Here is a 25,119-nt window from a genome sequence, read left to right as displayed (position 1 = left end):
CGAGGAGGAACAGCCGGCCGCCGGGTACCCGGGAGGACAGGGCCAGAGGAGACGAGGAACCCATCGGGTGAACCAACACCAGGTGGCGGAACGAGCCGGAGGTGACGTCGTGAGCATGCTCACCCGCGTCCGGGCGGGTCACCGGAGCGCTCCGCCCGCCCCCGAGCCCGGCACGACGATCGCCCACTCCATCGAGGCGACGCGGGCTCCCAGCTGGATGGCCCTGCGCTTCGGCGCCCCACCGGAGGAGGGGGAGACGTGGGTCGGCTGCGCGCGGGCGCTCGCCGACCCCGGGTTCTTCCCGTCCTGGCAGGCGCGGCTCGGCGACTGGCTACGGGAACGTTTCGGTGAGTCCCCGGACCGCACGACCTCCGGGTACCTGATGAGCTGGTACCTGCACGCACCGGGGTTCCTGGCCGGCATGCTCTTCCACACCGCCCGGCGGGTTCCGCACCTCCGGCCGGCGGACCTGGCGTTCCGGCTCGCGGACTCCCGCCCGCACGTCGACGGCGTGGCCCTGCTCAGCGAGGGGTTCGCCTGCCTGCCCGACGACCCGGCGGCCGGTACGGCGCGGGCGACGGTGGTGGCCGACGAGCGGGCGCTGGCCGCGCTGCTCCGCGCGCGCTTCGTCGACCACGCGGCCCGGTTCGTCACGGCCTTCGCCCCCCACACCCGGCTCGGTCGCCGCACCCTGTGGGCCGCCGCGACGGACGTGCTCGACACCGCCCTCTGGAACGCGGGGCGGCTGGGTGGTGACGAGGGGGCCGGCGTCGGCGACGCCTCGCTGGTGCTCGGGTGCTCGGACACCGACCCCCTCACCTCGGGGTCGACCCTCTACTCGGTGACGGGCGAGGACAACGGCCAGCACTGGACCCGACGCCGGCAGAGCTGCTGCTTCCACTACGCGCTCCCCGGGGTCGAGCGGGCCTGCGTGACCTGCCCCCGGGTCTCCGACGCGGAACGGGCGGACCGGGTCCGCCGGGGTGGCGACTGAGGAGGTACCCGGCTGGGGGGCGGTGGCCGTTCCGAACCGGCGGTCGTGACCGTTCCCCACCCCCTGAAGCTCGGGATGCGCTCGGGCCCGGCCGGTGGCGCTAGACGGTCGTGCGATGGCGTGCCCCGACGGGCACCACCAGCGGCGTCCCGGACACCGGGTCCTCGATGACCCTGGCGTCGAGCCCGAAGACGTGGAACAGCAGGTCCTCGGTGAGCACCTCGGCCGGTTCCCCCTCGGCGACCACCTCACCACCGCGCATCGCGACCAGTCGGCGCGCGTACCGGGCGGCCAGGTTCAGGTCGTGCAGCACCATCACGACCGTTCGTCCCCTGGTCGTGTGCAACCGCTCCACCAGGTCGAGCACGTCGATCTGGTGCGCGAGGTCCAGGTAGGTGGTGGGTTCGTCGAGCAGGAGCAGCTCGGTGCCCTGGGCGAGCGCCATCGAGATCCACGCCCGCTGCCGCTGCCCACCCGAGAGTTCGTCGAGGGCCCGATCAGCCAGCCGCTCCATCCCCGTCATGCGCAGCGCATCGGCGACCGCCTCCTCGTCGGCGGAGGACCACTGGCGGTACCAGGACTGGTGCGGGTGCCTCCCCCTGGCCACGAGGTCCGCCACGGTCAGGCCGTCCGGAGCGGTCGGTGACTGCGGGAGGATGCCGAGGACCCGGGCCACCTCGCGAGTCGGTAGCCGGTCGATCCGCTTCCCGTCGAGGAGGACCGTGCCCTCGGCCGGGGTCAGGAGCCGGCCCAGCGCCCGGAGGAGGGTGGACTTCCCACACCCGTTCGGGCCGATGACGGCCGTCACCGTGTTGTCGAGCACGTCCAGGTCCAGGTCGTGGACCACGACCCGCTCGCCGTAGGACAGCCGCAACGACCGCGCGCCCAGCCGGGCGTCCGGTGGACCAGGTCGGTCATGGGAACGGGGCCGCGCCGGGACCGGCCTGGTCATGCTCCCCCCTCCCGGACCCCGCCACCGCCTCCTCCGGCGACAGCGACCAGCCGTCCCCGAGGGGTGGACGCACCTCGCGCGTCCCCGGCGTCACACCGAGCCGGCCGAGGTAGCTCGTGGCCGGGTGCCCCCCGCACCGGCGAAGCCGCGAGCCGGGTGCTCCGGCCCGCTCCACACCGGGATCGGTCGACCGGCAGGGCGCCCACGGCGGTGGTCCCACCCGCGCCAGGACCCGCGAGCTCCTCCGTGTTCACGCGGGACTCGGCACCGACCAGGAGTCCGGAGGCGGCGCGGGCGGTGGGGAGGCGGCGCCGCCGGCCCCCGACCCGCCCACTCCGGGGAGTTGGGGGGCTGTCTGGCCCCTCGGCCGGGGTCGACGTGCCCCGATGCCCCGGTGCCCGCACGCCGTCTGGCGCGTGGGGCCCCGTTCCGACCAGGACCAGCCTCGGTCGGACGGCGTCCACTACGGCGACAGCCGGCGGCGGGCTACCGCCGCGGGTGTCCGAGGTGGACGTGGCGTGCGCCCGTTCGCGAGCGGACGCGACCGCCGGCGTCCCCCTCCCGCCCCACCTCATGCAGCCCCCAACCCAGCCGACGTCGTTGGTGAGGCGAGCCTAACCGAACACCACGGCCAGGTGGAGCGCGCTTCGCCCCAGCGGGCCCGTGGAGCAGGGCCGCTGGGGCGGTCGACCTCCGGTGGCGATCAGTTGGCCTTGTTGTAGGCCTCGAGCACCTCGGCGGGGATCCGGCCCCGGTCCGAGACCTCCATCCCCCGCTTCCGGGCCCACTCCCGGATCGCCTGGTTCTGCTCGCGGTCCGCGGTGGTGGTGCTTCCGTTGCTCCTGCCGGCGGGCGCCCGACCAGCGGAGCGACGACGACCACCGGAACGCCGGGCGCCCTGGACGTAGCTCGCCAGCGCGTCGCGGAGCTGCGAGGCATTGTTCGACGAGAGGTCGATCTGGTAAGCGACACCGTCGAGTGCGAAGTCAACGGTCTCCTCGGCCTCGCTGCCGTCGAGATCGTCGACCAAAGTGACGGTTACCTTCTGCGCCATAGTCCTCGTCCTTCCCCAAAAGCTCGCTCAAGGCTCAGGCCCGCCCTGGGCCAGCCCATGCCGGTTCCGGGACCAGTTCCCGACCGGTAGCGACGATCAAAATACCGGTCGCTGTTCCCACAATACTAACGCGTTTTCGGCAGGACGCACTCCGCCTAGCGAGTTCCGCTGGTTCATTCAGGGCGCACGAGCGGGAAGAGGATGGTCTCTCTGATGCCCAGTCCGGTCAAAGCCATCAACAGGCGGTCTATCCCCATTCCCGTGCCGCCGCTGGGGGGCATTCCGTACTCCAGTGACCGCAGGAAGTCTTCGTCCAACTGCATGGCCTCCTCGTCCCCGGCCGCCGCCAGCCTGGACTGTTCCCGCAGCCTTTCCCGTTCCACGACCGGGTCGACCAGTTCCGAGTAGCCGGTCGCCAGCTCGAAACCCCGCACATACAGGTCCCACTTCTCGGCGACCCCGGGCTTGTCCCGGTGCTGCCTGGTCAGCGGGGAGGTTTCCAGCGGGAAATCCCGGACAAAGGTCGGCTCGTGCAGCGCCGAGCCCACCAGGTGCTCCCACAGTTCCTCGACGAGCTTGCCGTGGCCGAGCTTCGCCCCGCCGCCGGCGAGGTCGAGTCCGTGGGAGGCCGCCAACGTCCGCAGTCGCTCGGCGGGGGTCTCCGGGGTGACCTCCTCCCCCACCGCCTCGGCGAGGGACTCGTACATCGTCAGCGAGGCCCACTCACCGGACAGGTCGTACTCGGAACCGTCGGCGAGCGTGACGACCTGGGTGCCGAAGACCCTGGTCGCCGCCTCCTGCACGAGCTCGCGGGTCAGGACGGCCATCGTGTCGTAGGTGCCGTAGGCCTCGTAGAACTCCAGCATGGCGAACTCGGGCGAATGCGAGGAGTCGCTGCCCTCGTTCCGGAAGTTGCGGTTGATCTCGAAAACCCGCTCGATTCCGCCGACCACGCACCGCTTCAGATACAACTCGGGGGCGATCCGCAGGAAAAGGTCGATGTCGAAGGCGTTCGAGTGGGTGAGGAACGGCCGGGCCGCGGCCCCGCCGTGGAGGGTCTGGAGCATGGGCGTCTCGACTTCGAGGTAGCCGCGCTCGTGAAAGGACTCGCGCAGGGAGCGCACGACGGCGGACCGGGTGCGCACGGTCTCCGCCGCCTGCCGGCGGACGATGAGATCCACGTAGCGCTGCCGCACCCGGGTTTCCTCGGCCAGGTCCTTGTGGGCCACCGGCAGCGGCCGCAAAGCCTTGGAGGCCATTCGCCATTCGTCCACCAGGACGGACAACTCGCCCCGGCGGGACGTGATGACCTCGCCGGAGACGAAAACGTGGTCGCCCAGGTCGACGTCGGCCTTCCAGGCCGACAAAGCCTCCTCCCCCACCTGCTTGAGGCTGACCATTGCCTGCAGTTCCGCGCCGTCACCAGCACGGAGCGTGGCGAAACACAGCTTTCCGGTGTTTCGGAGGAACATGACCCGGCCGGCGACCCCGACAATCCGCCCAGTCGAGGTATCCGGGGCGAGATCGGGATTCTCCGCGCGCACCTGCCCGAGGCCGTGCGTGACGGGGAGCGAGACCGGATACGGCTCAATACCGCTCGCAAGCATCCGCTCCCGCTTCTCGCGGCGCACGCGCATCTGCTCGGGAAGGGTGTCCTCGCTGGTCACAGTGTCATTGTCCGGCTGCCCGTTCACGGGGGAACAGACTACGTTCCTTCCCCCCAATACCCCCAACCGGATACCATCCTCGGAGTGGATCACGTTGCGGTCGGCTCAGCCGACGATCGACGCTCGGACGCCGCGCAGGCCGGTTCCTTCGGGCAGGTGGCCCAGGACTACGCCGAGCACCGACCCGGCTACCCGGACCTGGCGGTGCGCTGGGCCCTCGAGCCGGTCCTGTCCAGACCCCACGTCGCCGTGCTGGACCTCGCGGCGGGCACGGGGAAGGTGACCCGGTCCGTGCGCGGGCTCGCCGCCGAGACCGTCGCGGTCGAGCCGGACCCCCGGCTCCGCGCCGAGTTCACCCGGCGGGTGCCGGGCGTGCGCGTCCTCGACGGCAACGCCGAGGCCCTACCCCTGCCTGACGCCTCCGTCGACGCGGTCACGGTCGGCCAGGCCTTCCACTGGTTCGACGCGCCGAGGGCGCTGGACGAGATCGCCCGCGTCCTGCGGCCCGGCGGGGTGGTGGCGGCGCTCACCAACTACAACGACGACCGGCGGGAGTGGGTGGCGGGTCTCCAGCGCACCGGGATCCCCAGCCCGGGAATCAGCGAGGAGGACCCGGACTACGTCCCGGCGCACCCGAGGTTCGCGCCCGTGGAGACCGCCCGCTTCGAGCACGCCCACCGCCGCACGGCCGAGTCACTGGTCCAGATGATCTCCACCCACTCGTGGGTGCTGGTCCAGGACCCGGACGAGCGAGAACGGATGCGGGCCGAACTCCGGTCCTACCTCGCCGGGAGGCCGGAGACCCGCGAGGGTGAGTTCGACCTCCCGCAGATCGCCGTCGTGAACCGGGCGGTCCGCCGCTGACGGGCGGCCGCCCGGCTGACGAGCGGGCAGCGGCTCAGTGCACGTTGCGTTCGTAGAACAGCCGGAGACCGACCAGGGTGAGGTCGGGGACGTGGTGGTCGATCGTCTCCGTCTCCCCCACGATGAGCGGCGCCAGTCCCCCCGTCGCGATAACGGTGACCGGTGTGTCCCCGCCCGACCTGAGTTCACCCACGATGCGGCGCACCAGGCCGTCGACCTGGGCCGCGAAGCCGTAGAGGATGCCGGACTGAAGGCACTCGACGGTGTTCTTGCCGATCACCGCCCTCGGCCGGACGAGCTCCACCTTGCGGAGCTGCGCCGCGCGCGAGGCCAGCGCGTCCACCGAGATCTCCATCCCGGGCGCGAACACGCCGCCCAGGAACTCCCCCTTCTCGGAGATGACGTCGATGTTGGTCGAGGTTCCGAAATCGACGACCACGCAGGCGGTCCCGTACAGGTGGTGCGCGGCCAGGGTGTTCACCACCCGGTCACCGCCGACCTCCTTGGGGTTGTCCACGAGCAGCGGGACACCGGTCCGCGCCCCCGGCTGCACCAGCATCCGGGGCACCGACGAGTAGTACCGGCCCAACATCACCCGGAGTTCCCGGAGCACCGCGGGCACCGTGGACAACGCGGAGACGCCGGTGATGCGATCCGCGTGCTCGCCCAACAGCCCCCGCATCGTCAGCGCCAGCTCGTCGGCGGTCATCCTGGCGTCGGTACGCATCCGCCAGTCGCGCAGCAGCGTGGCGTCCGCCCCTCGGCCGGTGTACAGGCCGAGCACGATGTTGGTGTTACCGATGTCGATGGCAAGCAGCACCGGTTGCCCCTTCTCCCTCATCCACGGCTACGAGCGGTCTCGCTCAGCCCTCGGTCTGGAGCGGCGCGTCCAACCGCGCCGCGTCCGCGGTCTCCCCGGGCTGGTCCTCGGAGCCTCCCGCCACGACCGCCCCAGACCGCAACCCGTACCCCTCGGGCACTCCGGCGGGGTCGCCGTCCTGTCGCAGCACCCGGTTGTCGCCGTCGACGAAGAGGACCCTCGGCGGCCGGGTCCTCGCCTCCTCCTCGTCCATCACGCCGTAGGCGATCAGGATGACGATGTCGCCGACGTGCACCAGGTGCGCCGCGGCGCCGTTGATCCCCAGCACACCCGTGCCGCGCTCACCCGGGATGGCGTAGGTCTCCAGCCGTGCGCCGTTGGTGACGTCCACGATGGTCACCAGTTCACCCGGAAGCAGGTCCGCCGCCTCCATCAGATCCTCGTCGATGGTCACCGAACCCACGTAGTGCAGGTCGGCCTGGGTGACCGTCGCGCGGTGGATCTTGGACTTGAGCATCGTGCGGAACATGGAGGTGCCCTCTCTTTCCTGCGGTCGGCTCGGTTCAGCTGGCGAACGTCGTGCCCGAGGCGGTGTCGTCGGGCCGAGACAGCACGAGTGGTGCGTTGTCGATCAGTCGGACGTCACCGATCCGCGCGGCGACCAGCAGGCGGGCACTGCCCTCCTCGGGCGCCGGTTCCAGGTCCGGCCCGCGAAGCTCCAGGTAGTCCACGTCCAGCGCGGGTTCGGCCGCCAGCACCTCACGGGCGGTGGCCAGCGCGGTCGCCGCACCGGCGCCGGCGGTGTGCACGGCGGCGGTCAGCGCGGCGGAGAGGGCGACGGCCGCCGCGCGTTGGTCCTCCCGCAGGCGGGCGTTGCGGGACGACAGCGCCAGTCCCCTCGGTTCCCGTACGGTCGGAACGCCCACCACGGCCGTGTCCAGGTTGAGTTCGCGCGCCATCCGCCGCACCAACACCAGCTGCTGGTAGTCCTTCTCCCCGAAGAACGCCACGTCGGGCCGCACGATGTTGAACAGTTTCGCGACGACGGTGAGGACGCCCTCGAAGTGGCCGGCCCGGGCCGCGCCCTCCAGCTCGTCACCCAGCGGGCCGGGACGCACGCTCACCGAACGGCCGTGCGGGTACATCCGCTCGGCGGTCGGGGCGAACACCAGCTCGACGCCCTCGGACCGGCACACCTCCAGGTCCGACGCGAGGTCCCTCGGGTAGCGGTCGAAGTCCTCGCCGTCACCGAACTGCAACGGGTTGACGAAGACCGACACCACGGTGACGGAGTTGGGCACTCGACGGGCGTGGCGGATCAGCTCGCGGTGACCGGCGTGCAGGGCACCCATCGTGGGGACCAGCGTCACCCGCCGGCCGGCGGCACGCAGCGTCCTGGTGACCTTCGACAACGCCTCCACGTCGGTGTGGGTGGTCAGCTCACCGGGGCGGAACGGGCGGGCGGCGGGATCGGTCGTCATCGGTCCTCCTCGTCGAGTGACGTCCGCACGTCGTCCGCCACGTGGGGCGGCAGGAGACCGGCCCGCTCGGCGCGATCGGCGGTCCGCGCTGCCAACAGCCGGTAGGCGGGTTCGACCTGGGGCGCTGCCTCGGAGAGGACCTCCAGGTGCCGGCGGACGGTGCCGACGTCACCCCGCGACACCGGGCCGGTCAACGCGCGGTCCCCGTGCCGGAGGGCGTTGTCGAGAGCCGCTCCGAGCAGCGGCCCGAGGAGACGGCCGGACTCCCGCACCCCGCTGGACTCGAGGAGCTCCAGGCAGTCACCCACCAGCGTCATCAGGTGGTTGGCCCCGTGGGTGAGCGCCGCGTGGTAGAGGGGACGAGCCTCCTCTGGCACGCGAACGGGTTCGGCTCCGAGCTCCACGACGAGCGCCTCGCCCACGTGCCAGCCCATTCCGCCGGCCGTGCTGGTGCTCGGCTCGTCGGGTTCGCCGGCGGCGGCCGTCACCGCCACCGAACAGGTGGCGAGCCGTTGCAGGTCCTCGGGACGTCCGGTGAACGTCATGGCGGGGTGCAGCGCCACCGGGAGCACCCCGACCTCGGCGGCGGGACGCAGGACCGACACCCCCAGCGCGCCGGACGTGTGGGCCACGATCTGCCCCGGACGCAGCGACCCGGTCGCCACGAGACCACGCACCAGCCCGGGGAGGACGTCGTCGGGAACGGCGAGCACCACGAGGTCGGAACGCCGAGCCACCTGGTCGGGTGGTAGCAGGGGAACATCGGGGAGCAGTTCCTCGGCCCGGCGGCGCGAGGCCGAGGAGACGGCCGAGGCACCGACGACGACGTGCCCGGCCTTGGCGAGGGCGGCGCCGAGCACGGCGCCGACGCGTCCCGCCGAGATGACTCCGGTCGCCAGCCTGGCTGGCCGACCTCCGAGGCTGGCATCCTCGCCAGCGGCCCCCGGGACCACAGCGCTCATCGTGCGCGACTCCTTCGTTGTGTTCCAGTCCCGACTCCCGTCGGGTACCGGACAGCCGCGAGGGTAGCCGCTGGGAGGAGCCCGGTCCTCGGTCGGGTGAGCAGCTTCACGCCGGCCCCCTGCGGCGCCGCTCCCCGCTCCCCGATCAACGCTCAACGCCGGGGGCGGGTCCCCCTCCGCCTCTCGGCGTGGGCGGCCCTGGTCGCGGCGCTGCGGACGAGGCCGTCTCGGACGGCCTCGGCGCGGGCGCCGAGCAGCACCCCGACCGCCTGCGCCTGCCGTCGCGCGGCGTTGGGCACCGGGAGCCCCTGGGCGACCCGGTGCCGGAGGAACGCGAGCTCGGTGACCGCGTGCTGGTACTCGCGGACCGCGCGGGCGGCCTCCGCGCCCGCCCGTTCCCGCACCGCCTTCCGCCACGCCTTCCGGCTGGGCAGGCTGGAGAGCAGGGTCACCTCGCCGGGGGCGATCCAGCCCTCCTCGGCGAAGCCGGGCAGTTGGGCGACGACGGTCCGTTGTTCCCGGCGTCGTTGCCACAGCACGAGCACCAGTGTCGCCACGAAGATCGGCACCATGACGACGAAGTAGGTGTCGACGAAGGTGGCGCCGCCGCCCAGCGTGGCCGCTCCGTTCCACACCGCGTGCAGCAGGACGGCCAGGACGTATCCCACGAGCAGCGCCGTCGTTCGCACCCACTTCTTCCTCGACCCGGCCGCGATACCGACCCCGATGCCCACCATGGCGCTGAACAGCGGGTGCGCGAAGGGGGTGAGGATGCCCCGCAGCACGAAGACGGCGACGATACCGCCGGTGAGGTCACCGAAACCGCCCTCGCGGAAGGCCAGGCCGAAGTAGTTGATGTTCTCGGTGAAGGCGAACCCGATGGCGGTGACACCGGAGTAGACGATGCCGTCCACGATCCCGTCGAACTCCACCCGGCGGCGGAGGAAGACCCCGACGACGAACAGCGCCTTGGCGGCCTCCTCGACCAGGGGCGCCGAGATCACGGCCGCGACGACGTCACCACCTCCCGTTCCGAGCAGGGACTCCCCGACGACCTCGGCGGTGTTGTTGATCAGCAGGGCGCACCCGGTGGCCCCGCACGCACCCCACACGAACGCGGCGAGCAGCAGTTTCGGCGGTTCCGGCTCCCACCGGTCGATCCACAGGAAGGCCGCCAGCACGGGGCCGACCGGGAGCAGGGCCAGCAGGGCACCGACGATCACCGGGACGAACCCGACCCTGGCGGTGGCGACGCCGAGCAGGGCGAGGCCGGACACGCCCAGCAGCACGAGCACGACGACCGGCCACAGCAGGACCCGACGTCGCTCCAGGCGCGCGCTGGTCAGGTGCCGAACCGGCGTCCGCTCGTCGATCGCCACGCCGCCCACCTCGCGCCAGGGCCGGCGGCGAGCGCCCGGCCGGTAGTCGAAGGACACGGCCTCCGGTCCTGGCCGTTCCCTTCCGAACCTTATTGGCGTTGGGCCGCTCGCGCCGCCGGGTTCCGCCCAGCCGAGGGCACCGCTGTCGGAGACTGTGCTGATGCTGGACTGGGAGCTGGCCTGGTCCCGTGCGCTCTACGGCCCGAACGGCTTCTTCGCGCGGGGCGAACGGCCCGATGGGCACTTCCGCACCTCCCCCCTGGTGGGGCCGGCCTTCGCCGAGGCCGTGGTGACCCTGCTCGACCGAGTGGACCACGCGCTGGGCCGGCCAGCCCGGGTGGACTTCGTCGACGTCGGGGCGGGTGGCGGCGAGCTCGCCGAGGAGGTTCGGGAACGGGCCCCCTCCAGGCTCGCGGACAGGGTGGTCGTCACCGCCGTCGACGTGGCCCCGTCGCCCGCGTGCCGGGTTCCGGGCGTGGTCTGGCGCTCCACGCCGCCGCGTCGGGTGGTCGGCCTGGTCGTGGCCAACGAGTGGCTGGACGCCGTTCCCTGCCCGGTGCTCGTGCGACGCGGCGGTCGGTGGCGCCGGGTCGGGGTGGATTCGTCGGGTCGGGAGTCGGTGCTCGACCCCGTGGACGCCGCCGTCCGGGCGTGGCTGGGGCGCTGGTGGCCGATAGGTCGGCGCGCGCGGGGCGGCGCGGAGCTCCGGGCGGAGGCGGGGACACCTCGGGACCGCGCGTGGACCTCGGTGGTGCGCGGGGTCCGGGCCGGGGTCGCGGTGGCCGTCGACTACCACCACCGGCTGGCCGACCGGCTCGCCGGTCGGGTGGATGCCGGAACCCTCGCCGGCTACCTGCGCGGACGACGGGTGGCCCCGATCCCCGACGGTTCCCGCGATCTGACGGCCCACGTGGCGCTGGACGCGTGCGCGGCGGCCGTCCACGCCGGGGTCGGGGGGCCGCTGCGCACCACGTTGACCACCCAGCGGCGGGTGCTCGCCGACCTCGGTGTGGTCCGCGCGGCCCCGTCGCCGTCGCTGGCGGCCACCGACCCGTTCGGCTGGTTGGACGCCGCCGCGCGGAGCGGAGGCGTCGCGGAACTGACGTCTCCCGAGGGGCTCGGGGGCTTCGGCTGGTTGGTGCACGAGGTGGCCCTCCCCGTGCGGGTGCTGGCGTCCGGGGACCGGAGCCCGGTCCACTGAGGCGCGCGCCCGGGCGAGGCTCCGGACCGCCGCGAGGGGCACCGGGCCGACCGGTGCGTCGAGGAGGGCCGGGGAGCCCTCGTCCGATGCCCCGAGCCACCTCGCGTCCCGGGTCCCCCTCCCGACCACCGGGAGGGCGGGCGGGGGTGGCGGTGCGAGCATGGGCGCGTGTCTGACCAGATGACAGTCGGCGTCGGCGCGGGAGCCGCCCACCTCGGGGTGGACCGCGTGGTGGACCTGGGTCCCCTCCACCCGGCGGCGCACGGTGCCTACCGGCTCCGGCTCGCGGTGTCGGGACCCGCCGACGACCCGGTGATCACCTCCGCCACCCCGCTCGTGGGGCACCTGCACCGGGGTGCCGAGAAGCTCTTCGAGGTCCGCGACTACCGGCAGATCCTCGCCCTGGCGAACCGGCACGACTGGCTCGCCGCCTTCTGCAACGAGATGGCGGTGGCGATGGCGGTGGAGCGGATGCTGGGCATGACGGTGCCCGACCGGGCGAGCTGGTTGCGCACCGCCTTCTGCGAGTTGAACCGGGCCCTCGCCCTGGTCGTGTTCCTCGCCCCGGTGGCCGAGGCGGGTGGCCGGGGACCTCGGCACGTAGCCGCCCGGGATGGACTGGTCAGGGCGCGGGAGTCCGTCCAGCGGGTCCTGGAGGAGGCGGCGGGCGGACGCATCCACTTCATGGCCAACCGCGTCGGCGGGCTCCGCGAGGACGTGCCGGCTGGGTGGCGGGACGGAGTCCGCGCCGCATTGGACGTGGTGGCGAGGGGGCTCGACGCCGCCAGGTCGGTGACGGTGTCCGACGGGGACTTCCGACACCGGCACCGCGGGCTCGGCGTCCTGACCACTAGTGCGGCCCTGCGGCTGGGTGTGACCGGCCCGGCGGGTCGGGCGGCCGGCGTCGACCTCGACCTGCGGCGGGACGATCCGGGACCGGCCCACGCCGAGCTGGGCGTCACCCCCCGGCTGGGGACGCGGGGCGATGCCCTGGACCGGGTGGAGTGCATGCTCGACGACGCGGACCAGGCACTGCGGCTGGTCCGCTCCTGCCTCGACCGGCTGCCACCCGGGCCGGTGAACCTGCGGCTGCCCAAGGCGGTCAAACCACCCGAGGGGTCGGTCTACGTGTGGACGGAGGCACCGCTGGGGGTCACCGGCGTCCACCTGGTGTCCCGGGGCGACCGGACCCCCTGGCGGCTGAAGTTGCGGACGCCGTCCTTCAACAACGTCCAGGCGCTCTCCCCGCTGCTGGTCGGCTGCCGGGTGGCCGACCTGCCGACCGTGCTCGCCTCCTTCGCGGTGGTCGTCGGGGACATCGACCGCTGAGCCGCCGTGGTCAGTTCCCGCGCCGACGGCGGCGGCGCGGTTTGTCCTCCCCGTAGGCGGCCAGCAGCTCGCTGACCGACCGGCCCGAGGCGTGCGCTCCCGCGTCCTCCGGCTCGGCGAGCGGTTCGCTCGCACTCTCCCTCGGTTCCGGGGTCGTCTCCTCGGCGACGTCGGGCTGCCAGGCGTCCACCGCCTCCCAGGCCGGGGTGTCCTCGACTGCCTCCGCCTCCGCCGCGGCGGCGACCGGCTGCGCCTTCGGGGGCGCCGGCGGCTGCGCCCGGCGCGGCCGCTGCGGGCGGGGGAGCTGCCGGGTGGCCTCCTCCCGCTGTTGCCGCTGTTGCCGCTGTTTGCCCTGCGGGGCACGCCGAGGGGCGGGGCGGGCCACCGTCTCCGGCTCCGCCGGCGGGCGCGGCGCTGGTCCCCGCCCTCCTGGTCGGCCGGGTGGGCGCGGCGGGCCACCGGCGGCGGACCGGGGGTCCTCCCCGGGCTCGAGTGGCCGGGCGGGATGGGGGACGCGGGTGGTAGCCGGATCCGGGCCGGCGGGTGGCTGACGCTGTTCGGCGGGGACGGGGGGTTCCCCTCGGGGGGAGCTGGGTGCCGGCTGGGGCCGACGCGGCCCGGGCGCTCCGCCCCGGGGGTGGTCCGGGTTCGGGGGCGGCGGGCCCTGGTCGTTCGGGTGTCCGGCGGGTGCCGGGCCGCCACGCGCCGGCCTGCCCGGCGCGGGAGGACGACCCGTCGGAGCACCCCCGATCACCTGGGTCCGGTCGGCGGGAGCGGGAGGCGGGTTCCCCTGGCGGGCCTCGGGATCGGGCTCGACCTCGGCGGCGTCATCGACCGTCCGCGCACCGACGGCCAGCGCGCGCACGGGAGGGTTCTCCTGCTCACCCGAGGAGATCACCCGCCCGCCCTGGTCGGACAGGGAACGCACCCTGGTGGACTCGGCGCGGAGCGCCACCCGTTCGACGAGGACGTCCCCGCCCAGCAGGGACTCCAGGCCGCGGCGCAGCGTCTCCAGCTCCCGCTGGAGACCGGCCAGCTGTTCCTGGGACTCCGCTCGCAGCTCGTCCTCGACCTGCCGGCGGGTCTCCGCTTCCAGGTCGAGTTCGTACTCACGACGCGCGGCTACCTCACGTTCCAGCTCCAGCTCGTAGACCCGCCGCAGTTCCTCGGACTGGTCCGCCCGCTCGGCAGCCTCCCGCCGGTACCGGGCGGCGGCGAAGGCACCGAACAGCGCGGCCCACAGTCCCGCGACGATGCCCAACCGCAGGAGGCGGGCGTCGTCGCTGAGCAGCAGCAGCACCGTGGCACCGAGGGCCAGCGCACAACCGCCGATCCAGAGAACGGGACCACGGCCGACACGGTTCCGCTCGTCATCCGAGCCAGAGAGGCCGCTCATAACGCCACACGGTACCGGTCGGTAATCGAACCGAGACCTGTGGCGGGGGGCCGCTCCCACGACCTCGGACGAGCGGGAGGACCCGCCGACGGGGGGTTCGTGCCGGCGGGAACGGGGGCAGCGTCCTGCCTCCGGCCGCACGGCGGTACGCGCCTAGTCGTCATGGTTGTTCCGGTCCTCGTCGGAGTCGGGGTCTTCCGGCGCTCGGCAGCAGTGCTCCAGCCAGAGGGCGGCCGCCGCGAGCAGTACCGCGCAGGCGATGCCGATCAGCGACGTCACCTGGTCCCCAGCCGCGGCGTCGAAGTCGCCCCGGTGCGGTGAGACGTACAGCAACACGGCCAACCACGCCCCGAGCATGATCACACCCAGCAGCGAGGACGCCTTCGCCAGGGCCACCGCACGCGCCGCGAACAGGGCGAGTTCCCGGGGAACGGCGCCTCGCCGGTCCCGCTCACGCACCCGGACGCGGATCGAGAAGCCCAGGACGGCCTCCACCGCACCGATGAGCACCAGGGTGGCACCGGCGAAGGTCGGCAGCCGGGGCAGCGACGAGTAGAAGAGGGTGAGCAGCAGGTAGACAACGAGCAGGCTGCCCAGTCCCACGGCCAGCAGGTCGCGGGCCCTGGTGAATCTCATCCGCCCGCCTCCTTCATCCTGGTCGTCGCACGGCCCCAGTCTCTCAACGCCCGGCCGCTCCGCGCAGATCCAGGTCCGAGCGGACCGCGACCCCCGCCCTGGACACGCTCCGCAGCAGTTCCCGCACGGGTCCGTGCCCGGGCAGGACCGCCTCCGGTTGGACGTCGAACCACGGCACCAGCACCGACGCCCGATCCGGGGTGCCGGGGTGGGGCAACACCAGCTCCGGGTCCTCCGACCGGACACCGTCGACGGTCACCACGTCCACGTCCAAGGTGCGCGGGCCCCACCGGACGGTGCGCTCCCGCCCAGCGGCCTCCTCCAGCTCCCGAGCCCGGTACAACCAGCCCCACGCGTCCACCCCGGCGTCGTCGACCACGACCACGGCGTTGAGGAAGTCCGGCTGGTCGGTCACTCCCCACGGTGCCGTCTCGTAGACGGGGGACACGGCGACCACGGCCGCGCCGAGCCCGGTCACCGCGGACCGGAGGTGCGCGAAGCGGTCGCCGAGGTTCGAGCCCAGCGAGAGCACCGCCCTGGTCACGAGGCTCCCCGGCCGCCGCGCCTCGACCTGCGGACGGTCACGGCGACGTCGTCGAACGGCACCGCGATCGGCGCCGAGGGCTTGTGGACGGTGGCTTCGACGGCGTGGACCCGCCGGTCGGCCATCACCTCGTCGGCGATCTGGGCGGCCACCCCCTCGATCAGGTTCCTCGGGGGGCCGCCGACGACGGCGACGATCCGCTCCGCCAGCGCGCCGTAGTCGAGCGTGTCGCGGAGATCATCGGTGGCCGCCGCGCCGGAGAGGTCCACCCACACGGTCAGGTCGACGACGAAGTCCTGTCCGTCGCGCCGCTCGTGCTCGAAGACCCCGTGGTGTCCCCGCGCCCGGACCCCCGTCACCCTGATGCGATCGGTCACCGCGCACCCCCGGCACGCCAGGCCCGCTCCACGGTGATGGCGTCGAGCGAACCGACGACGTCGTGCACCCGCACGCCCCACGCCCCGGCCGCGGCCGACAGGGCGGACACCGTCGCGGTGGCCACCTCGCGGCCGGCGGGGGGGCGGGGGGTCCCGTCCGGGTCGGCGAGCGCGGCTCCCAGGAACCGCTTCCGCGAGGCGCCCACCAGCACCGGGAACCCGAGTTCCAGCAGGGCGTCGAGCCGGTTGAGCAGTGCCCAGTTGTGCTCGGCGTTCTTGGCGAACCCCAGGCCCGGGTCGAGCACCAGGGACTCGGGGGCCACGCCGGCCGCCACGGCCTCGTCGACCCGGGTGAGGAGCTCGGCACGCACGTCGGAGACCACGTCCTCGTAGCGGGCCAGGCTGTTCATGCCCTTGCTGTGGCCCCGCCAGTGCATGAGGATCCAGGGGGCTCCCGCCTCGGCGACCACCCTGGCCATCCCGGGGTCGGCCAACCCACCGGAGACGTCGTTGACGACGGCCGCGCCGGCGGCGAGCGCGGCCTCGGCGACCGTCGCCCTGGACGTGTCGATGCTCAGGGTGACGCCCAGAGCCGCCAGTTCCCTGATCACCGGTACGACCCTGGCGATCTCCACGTCCGCGTCGACGCGGGACGACCCTGGCCTGGTGGACTCGCCGCCGATGTCGATGATGTCGGCTCCCTGGCGGTGCATCTCCACCCCGTGGTGGATCGCCTGCGCCTGGTCGAGGTAGCGGCCACCGTCGGAGAAGGAGTCAGGCGTCACGTTCAGCACGCCCATCACGGCACAGCGGCCCGGCATCGGCAGCACCCGTGGAACGTGGTGCGTCTCCTGTACTAACACGGCGGATCGCTCCTCAGCTCGATGTCCGACCTGCCGCCATTCTGGCCGTGCCCGCACGGTGCGCGCACCAGTGCGGAGCGTTGCCCTCCCCTCAGCCCGAGCGCATCAGGTTCAGCGCCTCGGCGCGGGACGAGGCCGAGGTCCTGAGCAGGCCCCGAACGGCCGAGGTCGTCGTCCTGGCCCCGGGCTTGCGCACCCCGCGAACGGTCATGCACAGGTGCTCCGCCTCGATCACCACGATCACGCCACGCGGGGCGAGCCGTCGGACGAGGGCGTCGGCGACCTGTGAGGTCAACCGTTCCTGGACCTGGGGGCGCCGCGAGTAGAGGTCGACGAGCCTGGCCAGCTTCGACAGGCCGGTCACCTGCCCCCGCTCGTTGGGGATGTACCCGACGTGGGCCACCCCGTGGAAGGGGAGCAGGTGGTGCTCGCAGTTGCTGAACATCGGGATGTCCCGGACGAGCACCAGTTCCTCGTGGCTCTCGTCGAACGTCTTGGACAACACCGTGTCCGGGTCGGTGTGCAACCCGGCGAACATCTCCCGGTAGGCCCGGGCCACCCGGGCCGGTGTCTCCACCAGGCCCTCGCGGTCCGGGTCCTCGCCACAGGCGATCAGCAGCTCGCGGATCGCCGCCTGGGCACGTGCCTGGTCGAACCGGCCGGGACCGGTCGTGGGGGCGACCAGGTCACCGTCCAGGTCCTCGAAGGTGCCGGTCACCGCTGCCCTCTCCGGAGGTCAGCGACCATCACCGTCCTCCTGGTCGTTCCTCGTCCCGCGCCGAGGGTCGTCGGGCTGCTCCTGCTGACCCGATCCCGCGCTGGGCCCCTGCTGCCCCGGCAACTCGTCACGGCTGAACCGCCGCGTGCCCTCGTCGCCGGTGTCCGGTGCCGTGCCGCCCTCGTCGGGCTTCTCGGCCCCGGAGGGTTCGCCGGCGGCGGGTTCCCGCGCCACCCCACCGCTCTCGCCCTCCGGAGAGGTGGACGGCTGCTGCTCCCAGTTCGGGTTCGTCCCGCGCTCCCAGGAGGGGGTCCACCCGGAGGACTGCGGCGTCCACGGCGAGGTCGCCGGCGTCCACCCGGGGGGCGCGCCGTAGTTCGGCGGGCCGGAGCGGCTACCACCGGCGGGTTTGGGGATGGGGCGTGTCGCCTGGTGGTTGGGGTGCACCGCCGGTTGCGGCGCGGCCTGGCCTCCCGGCCACGGCGCCTGCTGGGGTGGCGCCTGCTGCGTTGGCCCCTGGTCCGGCTGCCCCTCGGCCGGCTGGTCCGGCTGCTGCTGGCTCGGCTCCTCGACGGCGCCCGCGCCCTGCTCGGGAGCGGCCGGTCGCTCCGGAGCCGCTTCCACGGCCGGCACCGGGGGCCACGGCTCGCCGCGCTCCTTCGCCAACTCGGCCGGGCTCTTGATGGGCGGCTTGTCGGAGGGGGTGCGGTGACCGAAGTCGTTGAAGGCGGTGATCCTCGGCCGCTTCTCCACCCGGGAGAAGATGCGTTCCAGGTCACGCCGTTGCAGCGTTTCCTTCTCCAACAGCTCCAGCACGAGGTCGTCGAGCACGTCGCGGTAGGTGTTGAGAATCTCCCAGGCCTCGGTGTGCGCGGCCTCGATGAGCTTGCGCACCTCCTCGTCGATCTCGTGCGCGACCTCGAGGGAGTAGTTGGGCTGCGTTCCCATCGTGCGGCCGACGAAGGGGTCGCCCTCGTCCTTGCCGTACTTCACCGCGCCCAACCGGTGGCTCATGCCGTACTCGGTCACCATCGCCCTGGCGATCTTCGTCGCCTGGTCGATGTCGGAGGACGCACCCGTCGTGGGCTCGTGGAAGACCAACTCCTCGGCCGACCGCCCGCCCAGGGCGAACACCAGCCGCCCGATCATCTCCGACCGCGTCATGAGGTCCTTGTCGTCCTCGGGCACGACCAACGCGTGCCCTCCGGTTCGGCCTCGCGGCAGGATGGTCAGCTTGTAGACGGGTTCCAGGTCGGGCATTGCCCACGCGGCGAGCGCGTGCCCGCCCTCGTGGTAGGCGACGATCTTGCGTTCCTTGTCGGAGACGACGCGGCTGCGGCGGGCGGGCCCGCCGATGACGCGGTCGACGGACTCCTCCAACGCGGCGGAGGTGATCAACTGCCCCTGCTGCCGGGCGGTGAGCAGGGCGGCCTCGTTGATGACGTTGGCCAGGTCCGCGCCGGACATGCCGACGGTCCGCTTGGCCAGGGATTCGAGGTCGGCGTCCTGCGCCAGCGGCTTCCCCTTGGAATGCACCCGGAGGATCGCCTTCCGCCCCGCCAGGTCGGGGGCGGCCACCGGGATCTGCCGGTCGAAACGACCGGGGCGCAGCAGCGCGGGGTCCAGGATGTCGGGACGGTTGGTGGCGGCGATCAGGATGATGCCGCCCCGGGAGTCGAAGCCGTCCATCTCGACGAGCAGCTGGTTCAGCGTCTGCTCCCGCTCGTCGTGCCCGCCACCGAGCCCGGCGCCGCGCTGGCGGCCGACCGCGTCGATCTCGTCGACGAAGATGATGCAGGGTGCGTTCTGCTTGGCCTGCTCGAACAGGTCACGCACCCGGGACGCCCCGACGCCGACGAACATCTCGACGAAGTCGGATCCGGAGATCGAGTAGAAGGGAACACCGGCCTCACCGGCGACCGCCCTGGCCAGCAGCGTCTTCCCGGTTCCCGGCGGTCCGTAGAGCAGGACGCCCTTCGGGATCTTCGCTCCCAGCGCCTGGTAGCGGCCGGGCGACTGGAGGAAGTCCTTGATCTCGTAGAGCTCCTCCACGGCCTCCTGCGCACCGGCGACGTCGGAGAAGGTCGTCTTGGGCATGTCCTTGTTCAGCTGCTTGGCCTTGGACTTGCCGAAGTTCAGGACGCGGTTGCCGCCACCCTGGGCGTTGTTCATCATCCACAGCAGCAGGAGGAGCAGCAGGACCAGCGGGACCATGTAGATCAGCAGCTGGGTGAACAGGCTGTCCTGGTTGACGGTGGTGTCCCACTCGTCGATGCCCGAGGCGCCCCGCAGCGCGTCGACGATCTGCTCGGTGCCACCCGCCGGGTACTGCGTGATGATCTGCTCGTTGCCCTCGACCGGGGAGTTCAGGGTGAGTCGGAGCCGCTGCTCCTTGTCCTCCACCTGGGCGGTCCGGACGTTGCCGTTGGCGATCTGCTCAAGCGCCTGCGACGTCGGCACCTCGTGGTAGCCACGGGTGTCGTCCGACAGGACGTTGTACCCCACGATCAACAGCAGGATCAGCAGGATCCAGATGAATGGGTTGCGGAGCAGGCGCTTACGGTCCATTCGGCTACGGCCGTCTTCCGGCCTCGACCCTCCCTGGCGTGCGTGTCGGGCGGAACTTGGGCGCCGCCCGGGCAATGGCTCCCCGTTCGGACCAGCGTACCGCCCACGGCGGCCTCCACCCCCGGAGTGGTACCACCCGGCCCGAGCGGCGGTCCGTACGTACAGGCACCGGCTGGCCGGCACCGCCGTGCTGTCCTCGCACGGCGCCTGACGTGGGGTCCAACGGAACGCCCCTCGGGAAAGTTCCCCCCTGGAGGGGAACCACCCCGCATCTCGCGGTGAGGCGGGTCACCTCACCCAGGGTGGTCGCCTACCGCCGAACGGGCCGTCCTGCCGGTCAGCTGGAGTACACCCTCGGCTCCAACGAACCGATGTAGGGCAGGTCGCGGTAACGCTCCGCGTAGTCGAGGCCGTAGCCGACCACGAACTCGTTGGGGATGTCGAAGCCCACGTAGCGCACCGGCAGGTCCACCTGCACGGCGTCGGGCTTGCGGAGCAGGGTGCAGACCTCGATGGACGCCGGGCCCCGCGTGCTCAGGTTCTTGAGCAGCCAGGACAGGGTGAGCCCCGAGTCGATGATGTCCTCGACGATGACCACGTCCCGGCCGGCGATGTCCCGGTCGAGGTCCTTGAGGATGCGCACCACTCCCGAGGAGGAGGTGGAGGAGCCGTAGGAGCTGACCGCCATGAACTCCAGCTGGGTGGGCACCGGCAGGGCCCTGGCCAGGTCGGTCATGAACATGACGGCGCCCTTGAGCACGCCGACGAGGAGCAGGTCGGTCGATCTCGACCCGGCCGGGTAGTCCTCGGCCAGCCGACCGGCCAGCTCGGTGACCTTGTCCTTGATCTGCTCTTCAGAGACGAGTACCGATGCGATGTCGCCGTCGTACACGGAGGGCATCCCCTTGGGAATCAGGTCCAGTCGTGGGTGGTCGCCAGGCCGCGTCGCCGAGGCTCACCCCGCCGGGCGACCGACCTGAAGCCTGCCATGCGCGCGCTCGACGACCAACCCTCCCGGTAGCCACACCCCGCCCTGCCCGCGCCAGCGCCCGACAAGATCATCCACAGCGCGCAGGTGCAGGTCAGTGAGCTCACGAGCCCCGTGGGAGATCAGCCACCCGCGCAGCACCCTGCGCCGCACCGCGACCGGCGCGCCCTCGACGGCCCGGACCTCCAGCGCACCGTGTCCTTGGTCACTCCCGGCTCGGGAGAGCACTTCGTCGGCCCACTGGTCAAGCGCGGCCCCGTCCTCCCTGAGCTGCGCGGACGTCCTGCACAGTGCCTCGGCGACACCCCCCTGGAGCACCTCCTCCAAGAGGGGGAGCACCTCACGGCGGAGCCGCACCCTGGTGAACCTCGGGTCGCTGTTGTGCGGGTCGGTCCAGGGTTCCAGTCCGAGCTCGCGGCACGCCCGCGCGGTCACGGCGCGGGAGCAGCCCAGCAACGGGCGCCCCCAGGGCGGGTCGAGGGCGCGCATACCCGAGATCGACCGGGGACCGGAGCCGCGCCCCAGCCCGAGGAGGACGGTTTCCGCCTGATCGTCGAGGGTGTGGCCGAGGAGGACGAGCTGGCGTGGATCACGCAGCGCCCCCCGCAGGGCCTGGTACCGGGCACGGCGGGCAGCGGCCTCGACCCCTCCTCCCCCGGCCACCTCCGGTCGGAGGACGAGGGTCTCGTCCACGCCGAGGCCGACCAGCTGTTCGGCCGCCCGTTCGGCCACCTCGCGCGAACCTGGCTGGAGGCCGTGGTCCACGACGACGCCCCGCACCACCAGGCCGCGACGATGCCCCTCGTACACGGCCGCGGCCGCCAGGGCCAGGGAGTCGGCGCCACCCGAGCAGGCCACGTCGAGGCAGCCTGGTTCGAGGTGCCCCCCACTCGTCGCGGTGTCCAGCAGGGCCCGGACCGCGACCCGCGTGCGGGACACGGCGGGGGTTCGGTCACTCATCGTTCACGTCACGACGCCGTCGCCGCGTGGCCGTTCAGCCGTGCACGCGACGGAGCCAGGCCGCCGGCTCGGAGATCTCGGCGCGGGTCGGCAGGGTCTCCGGTGAGGTCCAGACCGCGTTGAACCCGTCCATGCCGGCCCGCCGGACGACGTGCCTGGTGAAGGCGGCTCCCTCGGCGTACTGGCGCACCTTGGCATCCACTCCCAGCAGGACCCGCAGGGCACGGTCGAGCAGTCCGCCGCCTCGCCGGCGCACCGTGAACCGCGCCCGGATGCGCCGCACGGAGGGCACCACCCTGGGTCCGACGGCGTCCATGACGTGGTCGGCGTGCCCTTCGAGGAGGGTGCCCAGGGCCAGCAGCCGGTCCAGGTGGGCGCGCTGGGCCGGTGACTGGAGCAGCTCGACGAGGGCGGGCGGCTCGCCGCCGTCGGACGACCGCCGGTTGCGGAGGGCCCGCACCAGCTCGGGTAGCCGGTCAAGCGCTCCGACGACGGTCTCGTCCATCGACCCGAGCAGGGTTCCCACCTCGGTGGCGAAGTGGTCGCGCAGCCACGGGACGGCGGTGAACTGCAGCCGGTGCGTCGCCTCGTGCAGGCACACCCACATCTGGAAGTCGGCCGGCGGCACCCGCAGCGCACGTTGGACCCCGACGATGTTGGGCGCGATGAGCAGGAGCCGCCCCTGCCCGTCGTCGCCGCCGAACGGGTCGTACTGGCCCAACACCCGCCCACCGAGGTAGGCGAGCACCGCTCCGGCCTGGACGCCGGCCGCCTTCGAGGCCAGCGCGGCGATCAACCCCGCGTTCCGCCGAGCGGGCATGGCCCGGTCGACCAGGGCCGCCATGCCCTCCACCGCGGAGGACGCCCACCCCGGGCGGTCGAGCACCAGCCCCTCCCGCAGGGGGAGGTCGTGCCCGAGCCCGGTGAGCTCCCTGACGTGGCCCTCCGCCTCCCCGCTCAGTTCGCGGAGCCCCGAAACGGCGCGGAGTGCGTCCTCCATCGGCACCTGCGGCCCTCGGCCGACGAGGCGTACCGCGGTGGACCTGGCGACGTCCCAGGCGATGGGGCCCGTCCGGTCGACCCGCGCGGGCACGGTTGCCACTGACTTGGCGTCCACACCCCAGACGCTACCGGAGGGCACCCCGGGCAGGTGACCGCGAGCGGTGCCGGGGCCCTCACCGACCGTGCGCCCTTTCCCGGCCCCGCCCGCCCCGTTCAGCGACAGCCGCAGGTGCGGATGGCCGCGGCCATCTCGTCGAGGGCGGCCCTCGCCTCCAGGGTGTTCGCCCCGTCTGACATCAGCGCGAAGACGAGGAGCTTGCCCTCGACGTCGGTGACGATGCCCGCCAACGTGCTCACCCCGGTCAGGGTGCCCGTCTTGGCCTGCACCCAGCCGCGGCCCTCCCGCGCGTTGTCGATGTACCTGCCACCCAGGGTTCCGCTGGCACCCGCGACGGGCAGGCCGGGCAACATCGGGCGCAGCATCATGGCGACCTCGTCCGGGCGGTCCGGCCCGACGGCCTCGGCGAGCAGCTCGGCCAGCACGGCCGGGGAGATGTCGTTCTCGGTGGACATCCCGCTCGCGTCGGAGAGGGCGACCGTGGAGACGTCGAGCCCGTGCTCGGCGAGGACCTCCAGGATGGCGGTGGTGGCTCCGGCGAAGCTCGGTTCGTGCCCGGTGGCGATGGCGAGTTCCCTGGCGAGGGTTTCGGCGAGGGTGTTGTCGGAGGTCAACACCATCGACTCGACCATCCGCTCGATGCTGGGTGAGGAGACCTCGCCGAGAACGGTCGCTCCCTCTCCCGCCACCGGCTCCCGACTGACCGCCACCGCGTCGGGAGGCACGCCCAGCCGCTCACCGAGCGCCCGCCCGACGGCGAGCGCCGGCTCCGAGGAACGCGGGGTGGTCGCGAGGAGGGGGTCCTGCCGGTCGACGTCGAGCATCACCGGCTCGACGGGCGCGATGTGCCCGCCCGGGACGTCCGACTCGCCCACGCCCGGGGCGAGCCGCTCACCGGTGTACCGGCTCGCGTCCACCACGATGCGTTCGACCGGCTCCGATGTGGCCGCTTGGACCTGCTCCACGAGGTCGTCCAGCCGGGCGGCGTCGGGGTAGTTGTAGGTCGGCGTGTCACGGGGGAGGACCGACAGCGTCGGATCGCCGCCGCCGACCAGCACCAGGGTCCCCGGCTCCTCCCCCTGGACGACCCGCGTCTCCAGAGTGGTGTCGTGCTCGACGGTGAGCAGGATCGCCGCCGCGGTGAGCAGCTTCGTGGTGGACGCCGGTGTGCGTGGGACGGCCTCGTCGAGAGCCCACAGGGTCTCACCGCTGGCGGGGTCGAGGACGACCCCGCTCAGGTTGCCCAACGCCGGGGATGCGCCGACCTGGTCGAGCCGCGCTGTCAGCCCCTCCGCGGAGGGGCCGCTCGCGCCCAGGTCGAGCGCGCGCAGCACCGGATCCGGCTCCACCGCCGGGGGGGCGGGTGGGCCGGGGGCCACCTCGGGCCCACGCAGACCGAGGAACCGTCCGACCGGCTCGACCGTGAACGCCGTCACCGTGCCGACCGCGACCACGAGGGCCAGGGCCCCGATGGCCAGCAGGCGGCCTCGCCCCTTCGGCGCCGGCCTCTCCTCCTCGTCCTCCGGGGGCTCCGTCGGCGGACCTCCCGGAGGGGGGCTCCCCCCGGACTCCTCCGCCCGCTCCACCCCCTCGGGGGCCGTGGCGACCGGGGCCTGGGGGGTGTCCCCGGTCTCCTCGCTCGAGGACGAGGCCGCCGACGGGCCGGGGTCGGGCCGCATGAACGTGGTGCCTCCCCGGCCGGTGGCGGCGTCGCCGTCGGGCGCGGCGGTGGGCCGGCCGAGGGGGTCTGGTCCCCCGGCGGTGGGGAGGCCGTGGGCTGGCGTGGGCACCCGGGTGCGCACCGTCGGCAGCGCGTCCGGGTTGGCCGGGGTGGGCGGAGCCGTGGACGTGGGTGGCGGGCCCGGCCGGTGCGACGCCGGCATCCCGGCGGGCGGGGTCCCCGGGTGCCTCGGGGCGCCGCCGGGCGGGCCTGGCGGCGGTCCGGCCGGGCGCGCCCCCGACCCCGCGCGGCCCGGACGGCCCGGCGGGGGCGGGCCGGCCGGCCCAGCGGGCGTGGGGGCCGGGTTCGGCCCGCGATCGGAGGGCGGGCGCGCGGGGGGCGGCGGCGTGGGGAGCGCGGCCGTCGGCCGGTCACCGGCAGGCGGACCGTCCAACGGCAGCGAGCCGGAGAGCGAGGTCGCGGCCGGCCCCGCGCCGGCGGCACCCGCCGGACGCGCGGGTGGCCCCCCTGGGCGCCCGCCAGGCCCCGGGTGCTGCTCCCCCGCCGCGTCGCGCTCGTTCACGGG

The 25,119-nt window shown here is 73.2% G+C and carries 23 protein-coding genes; 4 read left to right on the top strand and 19 right to left on the bottom strand.

The window, feature by feature from the left end:
• Nucleotides 1-109: 109 nt before the first annotated feature.
• Complete coding sequence (locus ACOJVX_RS01555) at nt 110-994, top strand: (2Fe-2S)-binding protein (protein WP_026417602.1); 885 nt, start codon at nt 110-112, stop codon at nt 992-994.
• A gap of 100 nt (nt 995-1,094) precedes the next feature.
• On the opposite strand, the gene ACOJVX_RS01550 is transcribed toward ACOJVX_RS01555, so the two are convergent.
• The 3 genes from ACOJVX_RS01550 to lysS all read right to left on the bottom strand — a co-directional run bounded on the left by ACOJVX_RS01550 (nt 1,095) and on the right by lysS (nt 4,637).
• Entirely contained in the window at nt 1,095-1,946 is an 852-nt protein-coding gene (locus ACOJVX_RS01550) for an ABC transporter ATP-binding protein (RefSeq protein ID WP_103055820.1), read from the bottom strand.
• Nucleotides 1,947-2,649: 703 nt separating this feature from the next.
• Nucleotides 2,650-3,000: a histone-like nucleoid-structuring protein Lsr2 gene (locus ACOJVX_RS01545; protein WP_016700451.1), complete on the bottom strand. Its 351-nt coding sequence runs from the start codon at nt 2,998-3,000 to the stop codon at nt 2,650-2,652.
• A 173-nt stretch (nt 3,001-3,173) separates the two neighbouring features.
• Nucleotides 3,174-4,637 carry a lysine--tRNA ligase gene (lysS, locus tag ACOJVX_RS01540; protein ID WP_051313594.1) on the bottom strand — a complete coding sequence of 488 codons (1,464 nt, stop codon included), beginning with the start codon at nt 4,635-4,637 and terminating at the stop codon, nt 3,174-3,176.
• Between the two features lie 114 nt (nt 4,638-4,751).
• On the opposite strand from lysS, the gene ACOJVX_RS01535 reads away from it, so the two are divergent.
• On the top strand, nt 4,752-5,531 hold the full coding sequence (locus ACOJVX_RS01535; RefSeq protein WP_026417605.1) for a class I SAM-dependent methyltransferase: 780 nt from the start codon (nt 4,752-4,754) through the stop codon (nt 5,529-5,531).
• Nucleotides 5,532-5,565: 34 nt separating this feature from the next.
• Here the strand turns inward: ACOJVX_RS01535 and ACOJVX_RS01530 are convergent, their stop codons facing one another.
• The 5 genes from ACOJVX_RS01530 to ACOJVX_RS01510 all read right to left on the bottom strand — a co-directional run bounded on the left by ACOJVX_RS01530 (nt 5,566) and on the right by ACOJVX_RS01510 (nt 10,182).
• Nucleotides 5,566-6,351, bottom strand: coding sequence for a type III pantothenate kinase (locus tag ACOJVX_RS01530; RefSeq protein ID WP_026417606.1), 786 nt, complete (start codon nt 6,349-6,351; stop codon nt 5,566-5,568).
• Between the two features lie 43 nt (nt 6,352-6,394).
• Entirely contained in the window at nt 6,395-6,880 is a 486-nt protein-coding gene (panD, locus tag ACOJVX_RS01525) for an aspartate 1-decarboxylase (RefSeq protein ID WP_418154274.1), read from the bottom strand.
• 34 nt (nt 6,881-6,914) lie between these two features.
• Nucleotides 6,915-7,832 carry a pantoate--beta-alanine ligase gene (gene panC, locus ACOJVX_RS01520; RefSeq protein WP_026417608.1) on the bottom strand — a complete coding sequence of 306 codons (918 nt, stop codon included), beginning with the start codon at nt 7,830-7,832 and terminating at the stop codon, nt 6,915-6,917.
• The gene (locus ACOJVX_RS01515; RefSeq protein WP_051313477.1) at nt 7,829-8,794 is read right to left on the bottom strand and encodes a Rossmann-like and DUF2520 domain-containing protein; all 966 of its coding nucleotides are present in this window, start codon (nt 8,792-8,794) and stop codon (nt 7,829-7,831) included. Before ACOJVX_RS01515 ends, panC begins: the two co-directional genes overlap by 4 nt.
• Nucleotides 8,795-8,946: 152 nt before the next feature.
• Nucleotides 8,947-10,182 carry a PrsW family intramembrane metalloprotease gene (locus ACOJVX_RS01510; protein ID WP_372493016.1) on the bottom strand — a complete coding sequence of 412 codons (1,236 nt, stop codon included), beginning with the start codon at nt 10,180-10,182 and terminating at the stop codon, nt 8,947-8,949.
• Between the two features lie 151 nt (nt 10,183-10,333).
• Between ACOJVX_RS01510 and ACOJVX_RS01505 the strand changes: the two genes are divergently transcribed.
• Both ACOJVX_RS01505 and ACOJVX_RS01500 read left to right on the top strand, forming a co-directional pair.
• On the top strand, nt 10,334-11,374 hold the full coding sequence (locus ACOJVX_RS01505; protein WP_422647185.1) for an SAM-dependent methyltransferase: 1,041 nt from the start codon (nt 10,334-10,336) through the stop codon (nt 11,372-11,374).
• A gap of 168 nt (nt 11,375-11,542) precedes the next feature.
• Nucleotides 11,543-12,703 carry an NADH-quinone oxidoreductase subunit D gene (locus ACOJVX_RS01500; RefSeq protein WP_422647184.1) on the top strand — a complete coding sequence of 387 codons (1,161 nt, stop codon included), beginning with the start codon at nt 11,543-11,545 and terminating at the stop codon, nt 12,701-12,703.
• A 10-nt stretch (nt 12,704-12,713) separates the two neighbouring features.
• Here the strand turns inward: ACOJVX_RS01500 and ACOJVX_RS01495 are convergent, their stop codons facing one another.
• The 11 genes from ACOJVX_RS01495 to dacB all read right to left on the bottom strand — a co-directional run bounded on the left by ACOJVX_RS01495 (nt 12,714) and on the right by dacB (nt 24,756).
• On the bottom strand, nt 12,714-14,099 hold the full coding sequence (locus ACOJVX_RS01495) for a DUF6779 domain-containing protein (RefSeq protein ID WP_422647183.1): 1,386 nt from the start codon (nt 14,097-14,099) through the stop codon (nt 12,714-12,716).
• A gap of 153 nt (nt 14,100-14,252) precedes the next feature.
• Entirely contained in the window at nt 14,253-14,735 is a 483-nt protein-coding gene (locus ACOJVX_RS01490) for a DUF3180 domain-containing protein (protein WP_030106754.1), read from the bottom strand.
• 43 nt (nt 14,736-14,778) lie between these two features.
• Nucleotides 14,779-15,279 (bottom strand): 2-amino-4-hydroxy-6-hydroxymethyldihydropteridine diphosphokinase, encoded by a 501-nt coding sequence (gene folK / locus ACOJVX_RS01485; protein WP_026417615.1) that lies wholly within the window; start codon nt 15,277-15,279, stop codon nt 14,779-14,781.
• The gene (gene folB / locus ACOJVX_RS01480) at nt 15,276-15,656 is read right to left on the bottom strand and encodes a dihydroneopterin aldolase (RefSeq protein ID WP_026417616.1); all 381 of its coding nucleotides are present in this window, start codon (nt 15,654-15,656) and stop codon (nt 15,276-15,278) included. The genes folK and folB overlap by 4 nt, the downstream gene beginning before the upstream one ends.
• Nucleotides 15,653-16,477, bottom strand: a complete 825-nt coding sequence (folP, locus tag ACOJVX_RS01475) for a dihydropteroate synthase (protein ID WP_035291504.1) — start codon at nt 16,475-16,477, stop codon at nt 15,653-15,655. The genes folB and folP overlap by 4 nt, the downstream gene beginning before the upstream one ends.
• A 133-nt stretch (nt 16,478-16,610) precedes the next feature.
• Nucleotides 16,611-17,237: a GTP cyclohydrolase I FolE gene (gene folE, locus ACOJVX_RS01470; RefSeq protein ID WP_026417618.1), complete on the bottom strand. Its 627-nt coding sequence runs from the start codon at nt 17,235-17,237 to the stop codon at nt 16,611-16,613.
• A gap of 18 nt (nt 17,238-17,255) precedes the next feature.
• Nucleotides 17,256-19,805, bottom strand: coding sequence for an ATP-dependent zinc metalloprotease FtsH (ftsH, locus tag ACOJVX_RS01465; protein ID WP_026417619.1), 2,550 nt, complete (start codon nt 19,803-19,805; stop codon nt 17,256-17,258).
• Nucleotides 19,806-20,142: 337 nt separating this feature from the next.
• Nucleotides 20,143-20,697 carry a hypoxanthine phosphoribosyltransferase gene (gene hpt / locus ACOJVX_RS01460; RefSeq protein WP_026417620.1) on the bottom strand — a complete coding sequence of 185 codons (555 nt, stop codon included), beginning with the start codon at nt 20,695-20,697 and terminating at the stop codon, nt 20,143-20,145.
• Nucleotides 20,698-20,760: 63 nt separating this feature from the next.
• Nucleotides 20,761-21,753 (bottom strand): tRNA lysidine(34) synthetase TilS, encoded by a 993-nt coding sequence (gene tilS, locus ACOJVX_RS01455; RefSeq protein ID WP_026417621.1) that lies wholly within the window; start codon nt 21,751-21,753, stop codon nt 20,761-20,763.
• Between the two features lie 34 nt (nt 21,754-21,787).
• Nucleotides 21,788-22,870, bottom strand: coding sequence for a zinc-dependent metalloprotease (locus ACOJVX_RS01450; protein ID WP_245588696.1), 1,083 nt, complete (start codon nt 22,868-22,870; stop codon nt 21,788-21,790).
• A 98-nt stretch (nt 22,871-22,968) separates the two neighbouring features.
• Nucleotides 22,969-24,756, bottom strand: coding sequence for a D-alanyl-D-alanine carboxypeptidase/D-alanyl-D-alanine endopeptidase (gene dacB, locus ACOJVX_RS01445; protein ID WP_422647182.1), 1,788 nt, complete (start codon nt 24,754-24,756; stop codon nt 22,969-22,971).
• Nucleotides 24,757-25,119 lie beyond the last annotated feature (363 nt).

This window comes from Actinoalloteichus caeruleus, assembly GCF_049311605.1.
Lineage (GTDB): Bacteria > Actinomycetota > Actinomycetes > Mycobacteriales > Pseudonocardiaceae > Actinoalloteichus_B > Actinoalloteichus_B caeruleus.
The sequence above is the reverse complement of the archived record's forward strand: the minus strand, read 5'-3'. Positions and strand labels throughout refer to the sequence as shown.

Excerpts from the sequence above, each read along its gene's own strand:
- ACOJVX_RS01545 (WP_016700451.1), bottom strand. The coding sequence starts at position 3,000 with ATGGCGCAGAAGGTAACCGTCACTTTGGTCGACGATCTCGACGGCAGC.
- folP (WP_035291504.1), bottom strand. The coding sequence starts at position 16,477 with ATGCCGGGCCGCTGTGCCGTGATGGGCGTGCTGAACGTGACGCCTGAC.
- ACOJVX_RS01490 (WP_030106754.1), bottom strand. The coding sequence starts at position 14,735 with ATGAGATTCACCAGGGCCCGCGACCTGCTGGCCGTGGGACTGGGCAGC.
- dacB (WP_422647182.1), bottom strand. The coding sequence starts at position 24,756 with ATGCCGGCGTCGCACCGGCCGGGCCCGCCACCCACGTCCACGGCTCCG.
- ACOJVX_RS01495 (WP_422647183.1), bottom strand. The coding sequence starts at position 14,099 with ATGAGCGGCCTCTCTGGCTCGGATGACGAGCGGAACCGTGTCGGCCGT.
- lysS (WP_051313594.1), bottom strand. The coding sequence starts at position 4,637 with ATGCGCGTGCGCCGCGAGAAGCGGGAGCGGATGCTTGCGAGCGGTATT.
- panC (WP_026417608.1), bottom strand. The coding sequence starts at position 7,832 with ATGACGACCGATCCCGCCGCCCGCCCGTTCCGCCCCGGTGAGCTGACC.
- ACOJVX_RS01515 (WP_051313477.1), bottom strand. The coding sequence starts at position 8,794 with ATGAGCGCTGTGGTCCCGGGGGCCGCTGGCGAGGATGCCAGCCTCGGA.
- panD (WP_418154274.1), bottom strand. The coding sequence starts at position 6,880 with ATGTTCCGCACGATGCTCAAGTCCAAGATCCACCGCGCGACGGTCACC.
- ACOJVX_RS01505 (WP_422647185.1), top strand. The coding sequence starts at position 10,334 with ATGCTGGACTGGGAGCTGGCCTGGTCCCGTGCGCTCTACGGCCCGAAC.
- ACOJVX_RS01550 (WP_103055820.1), bottom strand. The coding sequence starts at position 1,946 with ATGACCAGGCCGGTCCCGGCGCGGCCCCGTTCCCATGACCGACCTGGT.
- tilS (WP_026417621.1), bottom strand. The coding sequence starts at position 21,753 with ATGAGTGACCGAACCCCCGCCGTGTCCCGCACGCGGGTCGCGGTCCGG.
- ftsH (WP_026417619.1), bottom strand. The coding sequence starts at position 19,805 with ATGGACCGTAAGCGCCTGCTCCGCAACCCATTCATCTGGATCCTGCTG.